The sequence below is a fragment of the Pseudomonas sp. GW821-FHT02A08 genome, from assembly GCF_059422045.1.
Genome location: NZ_JBWKWD010000071.1, coordinates 1 through 12,123, shown reverse-complemented (window position 1 = coordinate 12,123; position 12,123 = coordinate 1). Strand labels below are relative to the sequence as shown.

General features: G+C 62.8%; 9 protein-coding genes. 5 read left to right on the top strand and 4 right to left on the bottom strand.

Translation table 11 applies throughout. The annotated features are described in order from the left end of the window. Positions 1-136: 136 nt before the first annotated feature. The 4 genes from AC07W4_RS27560 to AC07W4_RS27545 all read right to left on the bottom strand — a co-directional run bounded on the left by AC07W4_RS27560 (position 137) and on the right by AC07W4_RS27545 (position 4,133). A complete protein-coding gene (locus AC07W4_RS27560) occupies positions 137-1,732 on the bottom strand; it encodes a DHA2 family efflux MFS transporter permease subunit (protein WP_495034694.1) in 1,596 nt (531 codons plus the stop codon). Beyond that, positions 1,729-2,826, bottom strand: a complete 1,098-nt coding sequence (locus tag AC07W4_RS27555; protein ID WP_495034693.1) for an HlyD family secretion protein — start codon at positions 2,824-2,826, stop codon at positions 1,729-1,731. Before AC07W4_RS27555 ends, AC07W4_RS27560 begins: the two co-directional genes overlap by 4 nt. A gap of 96 nt (positions 2,827-2,922) precedes the next feature. Then, positions 2,923-3,336, bottom strand: coding sequence for a cupin domain-containing protein (locus AC07W4_RS27550; protein ID WP_008049261.1), 414 nt, complete (start codon positions 3,334-3,336; stop codon positions 2,923-2,925). A 44-nt stretch (positions 3,337-3,380) separates the two neighbouring features. Beyond that, positions 3,381-4,133: an SDR family oxidoreductase gene (locus tag AC07W4_RS27545; protein ID WP_495034692.1), complete on the bottom strand. Its 753-nt coding sequence runs from the start codon at positions 4,131-4,133 to the stop codon at positions 3,381-3,383. A 259-nt stretch (positions 4,134-4,392) separates the two neighbouring features. Between AC07W4_RS27545 and AC07W4_RS27540 the strand changes: the two genes are divergently transcribed. From AC07W4_RS27540 to AC07W4_RS27520, 5 genes are all read left to right on the top strand, one after another. Further along, complete coding sequence (locus tag AC07W4_RS27540) at positions 4,393-5,982, top strand: winged helix-turn-helix domain-containing tetratricopeptide repeat protein (protein WP_495034691.1); 1,590 nt, start codon at positions 4,393-4,395, stop codon at positions 5,980-5,982. 219 nt (positions 5,983-6,201) lie between these two features. Next, positions 6,202-7,575, top strand: coding sequence for a glutamine synthetase family protein (locus AC07W4_RS27535; protein WP_495034690.1), 1,374 nt, complete (start codon positions 6,202-6,204; stop codon positions 7,573-7,575). Between the two features lie 7 nt (positions 7,576-7,582). Continuing rightward, a complete protein-coding gene (locus tag AC07W4_RS27530; protein ID WP_495034689.1) occupies positions 7,583-8,974 on the top strand; it encodes an aldehyde dehydrogenase family protein in 1,392 nt (463 codons plus the stop codon). 3 nt (positions 8,975-8,977) lie between these two features. Then, positions 8,978-10,138, top strand: a complete 1,161-nt coding sequence (locus AC07W4_RS27525) for an iron-containing alcohol dehydrogenase (protein ID WP_495034688.1) — start codon at positions 8,978-8,980, stop codon at positions 10,136-10,138. A gap of 163 nt (positions 10,139-10,301) precedes the next feature. Next, positions 10,302-11,864, top strand: a complete 1,563-nt coding sequence (locus AC07W4_RS27520) for an amino acid permease (RefSeq protein WP_495034687.1) — start codon at positions 10,302-10,304, stop codon at positions 11,862-11,864. Positions 11,865-12,123 lie beyond the last annotated feature (259 nt).

Here is a 12,123-nt window from a genome sequence, read left to right as displayed (position 1 = left end):
CTGACACACCGCACAATCTGATTTTACGACGGCTGCGCCGCCGAACGCAGCCTCGCGGTGCTCGGCAGCTGCTACAAAGGTTGCGCAGGCCACAAACAGAAACCACGGCCTCAACAGCCGGGCTTTTTCGTGTGGGTCATGAATGCGCCCGTTGTTCACGCACTTTGGCGGATCGCGAGAGGCCAAACTTGATGCCAACCAGGATGGGCGCGGCAAAGACGAACAGCAAGGCCACGGCGAAGAATGCCGTATCAAAAGCAATCACCGTAGCCTGACCTGACACCGCTTTGCCCAGCAGGCTGGTAGCTGCCCGGCCAGCGGCCACCTGATCCATGCCCTTCCCCGCCAGCATCGTAGTTGTGGTCATCAGCCGTTCGATGAGCGCATGTCCTCCCGGGGTGACGTTGGCGCCGAGGACTACGCCGTTGCTGACTACCTGATGGTCGATCAAGGTCTGTAGCCCGGCGACGCCCATCAAGCCACCCAACTGGCGTCCTGTATTGAACAGGCCGATGCCGCTGGCCAGGTTGCGGCTGTTGAGGTGGGTGAAAGCAATCAACGTGATCGAAAGAAACAGGAAGCCAAGGCCCAGGCCACGCAACAGGATGGCCGCCATCATGTCGTCGCTGCCGCTTTCGCTGGTGGAGCCTGACAGCATCCACATCGCCCCCATGATCAGCAGGATGCCCAAGGGCACGGTCGCCACCGGCGGCACGCGGCGCACCTTGAACAGATAGGCGGCGATGAGCAGCGAACCGACAAAAAAACCGCCACTGGGCAACAGAAGCAGACCGGCATCGGTCGGTGTGAAGGCGAGTACCGACAGGGCGAACGCCGGGATCAGATAGGCGCTGCCGAACAGGGCGGCACCGGCGACGAAGCTGACGCAAAAGGCAAAGGTGAAATCGCTTGTTTTGAACAGGCTGAAATCGAGCAACCCCTGGCCGTTGGCCAAAACCTGTTGGCCGAGAAAGGCCAGCAGTGCGGCGCCGCCGATCACCGTCATCACTAGAATGCGCGGTTCCTCGAACCAGTCCCAGCGGCTGCCCTGGCTGAGCACGTAGGTGAAACAGAACAGCGCGGCACCGATCAGTGCACAGCCGAGCCAGTCAAACGAACGTTGCCGGCCCCTGGCGGGCATGGGGTGGTCAGCTATGATCAAGAGCCCCGACGCCGCCAGGGCCAGCGGCACCACGCTGAAGAAGATCCAGGTCCAGGACTGGCTGTCGATCAACCACCCTTGCAGGGCCGGTGCGAGGGTGGCGGACGCGACCACGGCCGCCATGGCGAACAGGGCTTGCAGGATCGGCTGAAGGGCGCGCGGATAACCGCGAAAAATCAGCGCCTGGCCCGCCACCAACAAAGTACCGCCAGCGAAGCCTTGCAGGATGCGCAGTGCGATCAGCAGCTCCAGCCAGGCGGTAATGGCAGCCACGCAGCACGCCAGGCCCATGACCAGGGTGGCGCCAATGATCACGTTGCGTGCAGAAAACCGCTGCATCAGCCAAGGGGCGAGCATGAACCCGATCAGCTTGAACGCGATGTAGCCGACATCCAGCCAGGCGAACTCGTCAGGTGTGGCATAGGTGTCGCCGATGATGTCGCTGCGGCCGAGGGCCAGCACGGTGCTGGCGATCGCTTCCGTCAACGTCGCCAGCACGATGCCCACCATGAGCAGGACGCCGTTCGTCGTCCTGGCGCCGCTCGGTGTGGCGCAGGCAACGCGGCTCATGAGCCGGCCCCTTGCGAAACCTCTACCCGCGCGGACAGGCCCGGCACGATGCGCCCCGGCAGCGGATTGTGGGCCAGGCGGATCTTCACCGGCACGCGCTGCACGACGCGCACAAAGTTCCCGGTGGCATTGTCGGGCGGCAGCAGGCTGAACGCCGAACCACTGCCCGGGGCAAAGCTATCGACCACGCCATCGAGTGCCGCATCGGGGTAGCCGTCGACCGTGACGCGCACGGGTTGACCGGGGCGAATATGTTCGAGCTGGGTTTCCTTGAAATTCGCCACGACCCACACATCGTTGACCGGCACGATATCGAGCAGGGAAACGCCTGGCGTTACGAAACGGCCGAGGCGAACCTGACGGTTACCCACCACGCCATCCACCGGCGCATGCACCACGGTGTGGTCGAGATCAATCCGGGCGAGATCGCGCGCGGCCTGTGCTTGCGTCACGGCGGCCACGGCAGCCTCGCGCTCGGCCACAAACACCGCGATGCGTTGCTGTTGTGCCTCGACCGTTGCCGAAGCGGCCGAAACCGAGGCCGCGGCTCTGGATTGCGCCGTACCGGTTTCATCGACCAGGGCCTGGCTCACCGCATTGCTGACGATCAGCTTGCGGCTGCGGTCGTGGGTCTTGGCCGCCAGGCTCATGTCGGCGGTGGCCGAGCGCCTTTGTGCTTCGGCCTGCCTGATCAGCGCATGCTGAAGCTGGATTTGCGCATCGACATGGGTCAGGCGCGCCTGGGCGGCGCTGACATTGGCCTCGGCTTGCGCAAGTTTGGCGCGATAGTCGCGGTCATCGATACGAAACAGCACATCACCGGCACGCACGGCCTGATTGTCCCGGACCTCGACCGCCGTGACATAGCCGGCCACCTTGGCGGCGAGCGAGGTGACATCCCCGCGGACATAGGCGTTGTCGGTCGAGGTCACGCCACTTGAAAACGCCATGGCTCCCCAAACCGCCACGACCGTCAAGGCCGCGACACACAGCAACAGGCCGATGGTCTTGCGCTTGCTGCGCCGCGCCACGACCACAGGCGCTCCGCTATTTGCACTGGTGGCAATGGCGGCCTTGTCCAGGAGCGAGTTCATTTTTCCATTTCCTGTTCAGTGCCGAAAACTGACGCAGCCACTGGGCGGCAGGGCCTGCCGCCCGGCTGTCGAGCTTTCATGAGCGGGTTGATCGGCTCACTGCTTGATGGGCGTTACGAGTACTTTTTCGTCGGTGTCGAGGACGAACACCGCCAACAGGCGTGCAGGTTGGGTGTCGCTGGCGTTGGCGCTGACCAGGTGCACAGAACCCGGCTCCTCTACGAAGTTTTCGCCGACGTTGTAGACCTTTTCCGGTTCGCCTTTGACCTTGATGCGAAACGAGCCCTCCAGCACCGTTGCATAGATGAAGGCCGTTTTCGGATGGGTGTGGGCCGGCGATGCGGCACCCGGACCATACTCGACGACCACGCCCCTCATGCTCTTGCCGGGGATGTTGGGAATCGGACGGTCGAACACCACCGTCACCTTGCCGGGGGGCGGCTCGGCGGCCGATGCGGCGCTGATCGAGAGCACGGCGAAGACAGCGGCCATCAGCAATCGGGTAACCATGGGATTTCTCCTGGATTGGAAGGGAAATGTGAGGGTGCGATCCGTTACTGCGCCGTCGACCGGGCCAGCCAGTCGTCGAAGCGGATCGCCCCCAGGCGTGCGTTCTTGCCGGTGACCAGCGATTGATCGTCGAGCACGGCGCCGAAGTAACGGGCATGTACATCCGGCACAACCTTGCGGTTGTCCTGGGTCGCCCGTAGATAGCGCCTGGCCAGTTCGTCGATCGGCATGGTTTCCGGGCCGCCGACTTCAACGGTGCCATTGAGCGGTGCAGCCAGTACGACATCAGCCAACGCCGCCACCACGTCATCGGACGCTATCGGCTGGATCAGCGCCGGCGAAGCATGAATTTCCTCGCCAACGGCGAACGACTGGACAATGCCGCCGGCAAACTCGGAGAACTGCGTGGCACGCACAATGGTGTAGGGAACACTGGATGCCTTGATAAGGGCCTCCTGCGCGACCTTGGCCCGGAAATAACCGGTATCGGGAAGCCGTTCACTCCCGACAATCGACAGGGCAACGTGATGACGAACCCCGGCAGCGGCTTCGGCGGCCAGCAGGTTACGGCTCGACGTTTCAAAGAAGTCGAGAACGGCCTGGTCTTCCCACGACGGCGCGTTCGCCACGTCGACCACCACATCGGCACCATCCATCGCTTCGGCCAGGCCTTCGCGGGTGATGCTGTTCACGCCCGTGCTGGGGCTGGCGGCAAGCGCGTCATGGCCGCGTTCGCACAGGGTCTTCACAAGCTTCGATCCGATGAGGCCGGAGCCTCCGATGACGACGATCTTCATGACTTTTCTCCACTTGTCGACTGCAACCATTGCGTCGGTGTAGAGAGATTGCCTGCGCGCACCAGGCAAGTCCTTGCGCCGGGCTTGGGTTTACCTTGGCGAGCGCTTGGATTTATGTCCAAGGCTACTGAGGTTCCTCCAGCCTCCCTTGCCGCGGACGGTGCAGCGGGTGTCGAGCTGCCGTATCATCGTCCCCAGTTACCAACCGCCAGCCGCCTGGGACACGGAGTTGAGGGCGCTTCGCCAGGGGATGCTCAACTTGCCATTCACGTTTGAAGATTACGTACTCGATCAGGAGCGCCGGGAGCTGACCCTGCGCGGGCAGGTCGTGGCCGTCGGACCGCAGGTCTTCGACCTGTTGCTGCTGTTCGTCAACAATCCCGATCGCGTCGTCAGCAAGGACGAGTTGCTCAAGGCTGTGTGGGGCGGCCGGATCGTTTCGGAATCGACAATCACCAGCCACATCAATGCCGTGCGCAAGGCCATCGGCGATACCGGTGAGGAGCAGCGCCTGGTACGCACCGTCGCCCGCAAAGGCTACCGCTTCGTTGGCCGGATCAACGGCGACTTGACCGGGGAAGCACGACAGCCTGATATCGATGAACGCTCGACCGTTGCCGCGCAACAACCCCCCTCCCCCATGCTCGTCCTCCCGGACAAACCCTCGATCACCGTCCTGCCGTTCCAGAACCTGAGCGGCGATCCGGAGCAGGAGTATTTCGCCGATGGCGTCGTGGAGGACATCATCGCCGCCCTGTCGCGTATCCGCTGGCTGTTCGTCATCGCGCGCAATTCGAGCTTCACCTACAAGGGCCAGGCGGTGGACGCCATGGGCGTTGGCCAGGAGTTGGGCGTTCGCTACGTGCTCGAAGGCAGCGTGCGCAAGAGCGGGAACAAGCTGCGCATTACCGGGCAACTGATCGACGCGACGAGCGGGACGCACATCTGGGCGGAGCGCTTCGAAGGCCTGCTCGACGACATCTTCGAGCTGCAAGACCAAGTCACCGAAAGCGTCGTCGGCGCGATCGCGCCACAACTGGAGCGGGCGGAAATCGAACGCGCCAAGCGCAAGCCGACGGAAAGCCTGGACGCCTATGACTACTACCTGCGGGCCATGGCAAAACTGCACAGCGGCAGCCGGGAAGCCATCGAACAGGCGCTGCCGATGTTCTACCAGGCCATCGAACTCGATGGGGAATTTGCTTCGGCCTATGGCATGGCCGCCTGGTGCCACTTCTGGCGCAAGCTCAATGGCTGGATGACCGATCGGCCTGCAGAAATCGCCGAGGGCATACGGCTGGCGCGTCTGGCAGTGACCCTCGGTCGCGATGATGCTGTCGCGTTGACCCGGGGCGGACATGCGCTGGCTCATCTCGCCGGCGAAGTCGACGCCGGCATTGCACTGCTGGACCGGGCGCGCCTGCTCAATCCCAACCTCGCCCCCGCCTGGTTCCTGGGCGGTATCCTGCGGGCGCTGCACGGTGAAACAGACGCGGCCATCGAGCATTTGAACCATGCCGTTCGCTTGAGTCCGCTGGATCCGGAAATGTTCAGGATGCAGGTCGGGATGGCGCTCTCACATTTCTTCGCCGGGCACTTCGATACCGCTGCGGACTGGGCGGAAAAGGCCCTGGGCAACCTGCCCAGTCTGCTGGTTGCGGCGGCATTGGTGGCGGCCAGTCATGCACTCGGCGGTCGAATGGATAAAGCGACGTGGGCGATGCAACGCCTGCAAGCGCTGGATCCCTCTTTGCACCTCGGCACCCTCAAGGACTGGCTGCCCATTCAACGGCCTGAGGATTTCGCCCGTTTCGTCGATGGATTGCGCCTGGCGGGATTGCCGGAGTAAAGGCGACCACCCCTGACCTGTAGGAGCGAGCTTGCTCCTACAGGGGGCCAGGTCGTGCGGTGGCTTTTACCTGGCAATAGTTGCACATTGCAACGGTAGGCTAAGCTTTGATCAACTCGTTGCTCATGATGCTCGGTTCTGCAGGTTTTGGGTTTTTCTGGAGAGCGTCTGCAACAGCTATCCCAGACTGGCCCAAACCTTTCACGCAGGATTGCCGTGATGACAGAGCCCCTCCTCAGCTTTGATGCACTCAAACGCGCCGCTGCCGCCGGCGAAATCGATACCGTGCTGGTCTGCATGGTCGACATGCAGGGACGCCTGGTCGGCAAGCGATTCCAGGTCGAGTTTTTCATCGACAGCGGCCACGAAGAAACCCACTGCTGCAACTACCTGCTGGCCGACGACATCGACATGGAACCGGTGCCGGGTTACGCCGCGGCCAGTTGGAGCAAGGGCTACGGCGATTTCGTGCTAAAGCCCGACATGTCCACCCTGCGGCGCGTGCCCTGGCTTGAATGCACGGCGCTGGTGCTGTGCGACGTGCTCGATCATCACCATCGCCAGGACCTGCCCCACAGCCCGCGGGCGATTCTGAAAAAACAGGTCGAGCGTCTGCGCGAGCGCGGCTATACCGGCATGTTTGCCTCGGAACTCGAGTTCTATCTGTTCGATGAGAGCTATGAAGCGATCCACCAGCGCAACTATCACCAACCGAAAACCGCCGGCCATTACATCGAGGACTACAACATCCTGCAGACCACCCGCGAAGAGCCGGTGCTGCGGGCGATCCGCAAGCACTTGCAGGCCTCGGGCATTCCCGTGGAAAACTCCAAGGGTGAATGGGGCCCGGGCCAGGAAGAGATCAACATCCGCTACGCCGATGCCATGACCATGGCTGACCACCACGTCATCATCAAGCACGCCTGCAAGGAGATCGCGCAGTTGCAGGGCAAGGCGATCACCTTCATGGCCAAGTGGCGCTACGACGCCGCCGGCTCCAGCAGTCACATCCATAATTCGCTGTGGGACAAGAACGCGAAGAAGCCGCTGTTCTTCGACGCGAAAGCCGAGTTCGGCATGTCGAAACTGATGCGGGCCTGGGTCGCCGGGCAGCTCAAGTACGCCAACGACATCACCTGTTTTCTCGCGCCCTACATCAACTCCTACAAGCGCTTCCAGGCTGGTACGTTTGCGCCGACGCGGGCGGTCTGGAGCCGCGACAATCGCACCGCCGGCTTTCGCCTGTGTGCCGAAGGCAGCAAGGCCATCCGCATCGAATGCCGCATCGGCGGTGCCGACCTCAACCCCTATCTGGCCTTCGCCGCGCTGATCGCGGCAGGTTTGGCGGGTATCGACGAGAAGCTCGATCTGGCGCCGCCGTTCGAAGGCGACGCCTACCTCGACGAGCATTTGCCAGAAGTGTCCAAGACCCTGCGCGAAGCGAGCGCCGCCCTCAAGGCCTCGAGCATGTTGCGCGAGGCGTTCGGTGATGAGGTGGTCGACCATTACGTGCACACCGCCGAGTGGGAACAGAAAGAGTACGACCGGCGAATCACCGACTGGGAATTGCAGCGCGGTTTCGAGCGCTATTGAGAACATCATGACTGCGAAGGTGCAATTGATCTCCCCGGTCGATGGCCGGGTGTACGTCGAACGAGAGATGGCCGATGCGGCGCAGGTCGAGCAGGCGCTGACCGCCGCTGCCAGCGCACAGGCGTCATGGCAACGCCGCTCACTGAGCGAACGCGCAACATTGTGCAGCGCCGCAGTGGACGCGATGTTGTCGATGCAGGCCGACATCGTGCCGGAACTGGCCTGGCAGATGGGTCGCCCGGTGCGTTATGGCGCCGGCGAACTGCGCGGTTTTGCCGAACGTGCCCGGCACATGATCGCCATCGCGCCGCAAGCGCTGGCCGCTGTAGAGCCGGAGCCTGTGGCGGGTTTTCGGCGCTACATCAAGCGCGAGCCGCTGGGCACGGTGCTGGTGGTCGCGCCGTGGAACTACCCCTATTTGACGGCGGTGAACACGATCATCCCGGCGTTGATGGCCGGCAACAGCGTGATCCTCAAGCATGCGTCGCAGACGCTGCTGGTGGGTGAGCGTTTCGCCGAAGCCATGCGCCGCGCCAACCTGCCGGATGGCCTGTTCCACAACCTGCTGCTCGATCATCGGCAGACCGCCGCGATCATTGATTCGGGCCGGGTACAGCAGGTCAACTTCACCGGTTCAGTCGATGCCGGCAAGGCCATGGAAAGCGCCGCCACTGGACGCTTCATCGGCGTGGGCCTGGAGCTAGGCGGCAAGGATCCGGCCTACGTGCGGGCTGACGCCAACCTCGAGCATGCGGTGGAAAACCTGGTGGACGGCAGTTTCTTCAATTCCGGGCAGAGTTGCTGCGCCGTGGAACGCATCTACGTCGACCAGAAAATCTTCCCGGTGTTTGTCGAGCGCTTTGCCGAACTGACCCGCCAGTACGTGCTGGGCAACCCGCTGGACGAAGCCACAACCCTCGGTCCGCTGGTGACACCGGGTGCCGCATTTTTCGTTCGTGGCCAGATCGCCGAAGCGCTGGCCCAGGGCGCGACTGCGCTGATCGATCCGCAGGCATTTCCCAGCGACGTGCCGGGCAGCGCCTACCTCGCGCCGCAGGTCCTGGTCGATGTCAGCCATCAAATGTCGGTCATGCGCGATGAAAGCTTTGGTCCGGTGGTCGGCATCATGCCGGTGGCCAGCGATGAAGAAGCCATCGCCTTGATGAACGACAGTGAGTTCGGGCTCAGCGCGTCCATCTGGACCCAAGACCTCGCAGCAGCTGAACGGCTGGGCAACGAGATCGCCACCGGCACGCTGTTCATGAACCGCTGCGATTACCTGGACCCGGCACTGGCCTGGACCGGCGTGAAGAACAGCGGGCGCGGCGTCACCCTGTCGCCATTGGGCTACGAGCACTTGACCCGGGCCAAATCCTTTCATCTGCGTCACGAGGTGTAGACCATGAACCTGACAGGAAACTGGAGCTACCCCACGAGCGTTCGTTTCGGTGTCGGGCGCATCGCCGAACTGGCCGAGGTCTGTCGCAGCCAGGGTATCCAGCGACCCTTACTGGTGACCGACAGCGGCCTGGCGCGCGCACCGATCACCACGGCAGCCCTCGACGCATTGCGCGCCGCCGGTCTGGGGGTGGCGCTGTTCTGTGATCTCAAGCCCAATCCGGTGGAAGCCAACCTGGCCGGCGGGCTCGACGCCTGGCGTGCCGGCAAACATGACGGTGTGATCGCTTTCGGCGGCGGCAGTGGCCTGGACATGGGCAAGCTCATTGCCTTCATGAGCGGCCAGACCCGCCCGGTCTGGGATTTCGAAGACATCGGCGACTACTGGACCCGCGCCGACGACAGCCGCATCGCCCCGGTCATTGCCGTGCCGACCACAGCGGGGACCGGCTCGGAAGTCGGTCGCGCGGCGGTGATCATCGACGAGCGTACCCACACCAAACGCATCATCTTCCACCCGAAAATGATGCCGCGCGTGGTCATCAGTGACCCGGCCCTCACTGTCGGCATGCCGGCCAAGATCACCGCCGGCACCGGCATGGACGCGTTGTCCCATTGCCTGGAAGCGTACTGCGCCCCCGGTTTTCATCCCTTGGCCGATGGCATTGCCGTGGAAGGCATGCGCCTGGTGGCCAACTCTCTGGTGAAGGCCGTACACACGCCATCGGACCTTGAGGCGCGCGCGCAAATGCTCGCGGCGGCAGCCATGGGCGCCACGGCATTCCAGAAAGGCCTGGGCGGGATGCATGCGCTCTCCCATCCGGTGGGTGCGCTGTACGACACCCATCACGGCATGACCAATGCCACCTTCATGCCCTATGTGCTGCAATTCAATCGCTCGGCCATCGAGGAGCGCATCACCCGCCTGGCGGCGTACCTGCGCCTGCCCTCGCCGGGGTTCGACAGTTTCCTGGCCTTCGTCCTCAAGCTGCGCAAGGACATCGGCGTGCCCCATACCCTGGTTGAACTGGGCGTGGATGACCGGCAGGCCGACCTGATCGCGGACATGGCGATTGTCGACCCTTCGGCAGGTGGCAACCCACTGCCCTTGACCCGGGACGGCGTGGCAAAGATTTTCGACGCGGCACTTCACGGCCGTCTGTAGGAGCGAGCCTGCTCGCGATGGACTTGTGGATGACGCGGGGTGTCAGGCTCCCCGCGTCATCGTTGACGTCCATCGCGAGCAAGCTCGCTCCTACAGAAAACCAAGGTCGAGCCTACGGCGGCTCAGTTCGGCCTGTCCAAAACCTGAAAAGGGGCACACAACAATGAACCCAACAAGCCAGCCGGGCACCGAAGCGCACGACGATGACGTCAAGGTGCTGCACAGCATGGGCTACGCCCAGCAACTCTCACGACGAATGGGGGTTTTCTCCAACTTCGCCATTTCCTTTTCGATCATCTGCATCCTCTCCGGTGGTATCAACTCCCTGGCCCAGGGCACCTCGGGCGCGGGTGGCATATCCATCGGGATCGGCTGGCCGATCGGTTGCCTGATCTCCGGGGTGTTCGCCATGGCCATGGCGCAGATTTCCTCGGCCTACCCCACCGCCGGCGGCCTGTACCACTGGGGCTCGATCCTCGGTAACCGCTTCACCGGCTGGCTGACCGCGTGGTTCAACCTGCTGGGGCTGGTCACGGTGCTGGGCGCGATCAACGTCGGAACCTATTACTTCTTTTTCGGTGCCTTCGGACCGGCACTGGGCATGGAGGACACGACCACGGTCCGGGTGATTTTCCTGGCAATCCTCACGGGCCTTCAGGCCTTGTGCAACCACTTGGGTATCGGCCTGACGGCCAAGCTCACCGACTTCTCCGGCTACCTGATCTTCGCCACGGCGCTGGCGCTGACCATCGTCTGCCTGATCTCGGCACCCAGCTATGAATTCGCCCGGTTGTGGACCTTCGGCAACTACTCCGGCGAAGCGGGCGGCGGCGTCTGGCCGCAGGTCTCCAACGGCTGGGTTTTCATGCTCGGCCTGTTGTTGCCGATCTACACCATCACCGGCTATGACGCCTCGGCGCATACCTCCGAGGAAACCCGCAACGCGGCCATGTCGGTGCCGCGCGGCATGGTCATGTCGGTGGTCTGGTCGTTGCTGTTCGGCTGGCTGATGCTCAGCGCGTTCGTGCTGATGCTGCCGAACATGGACGAGGCAGCCAAACAAGGCTGGAACGTGTTTTTCTGGGCCATGAACACCCAGGTCAACCCGACATTGAAACTGGTGCTTTTCGTGGCGATCTTCATTTCGCAGGTGCTCTGCGGACTGGCCACCGTCACCTCGGTTTCGCGCATGATCTTCGCGTTCTCCCGGGACGGTGGCCTGCCCTGCTCCAAAGCCCTGGCCTCGGTCTCGCCGACCTTTCGCAGCCCGGTGGCAGCGATCTGGACCGGTGCCACCCTTGCCGTGTTGTTCGACTGGGGCTCGTCGGTGATCTCGGTCGGGGCAACGCCGGTCTACACGATCGTGGTGTCCTGCACGGTGATTTTCCTGTTCTTCTCCTTCGCCATTCCCATCGTGCTCGGCCTGTTTACCTACGGGACGTCGAAGTGGCCGACCATGGGACCATGGAACATGGGGCGATTCTGGTACTCGGTGTTCGCCATCCTCTCGATCCTGTCGATGATCATCATTTTCGTCATCGGCATCCAGCCACCGAACGATTGGGCGCTGTACATCACCATCGGCTTCCTGGTGCTGACGGCCATCGTCTGGTTCGGTTTTGAAGCCCGGCGCTTCCAGGGGCCACCAGTGGGCGACATGATCGTCAAGCGCCAGGCTGAAATTGCTGCGGCGGAGGCTGCGCTGGACAAACAAACCGGACGTTGATGGCTGCCGGGTAAATTTTGTCTGGTCCTGAAACAGGTTTACCTCTGTCTCAGGACCAGACAATCCAACGCCTCAAAGCTCGTCTCCAGCCCCCCGTACAGCATCCTGCGGCGACCAATCCGCTTCTAAAAAAGGAAGCGTCCTACATACAAGCAAATTCCTGTGCGTCTTAATCCCCCGTCTTTGGATCTTGCCGGGAACAGGTGCATGCCGTTTCTGGGGCAAACACGGATCGCTGATGCCGCAGGAAGCTTGTTAA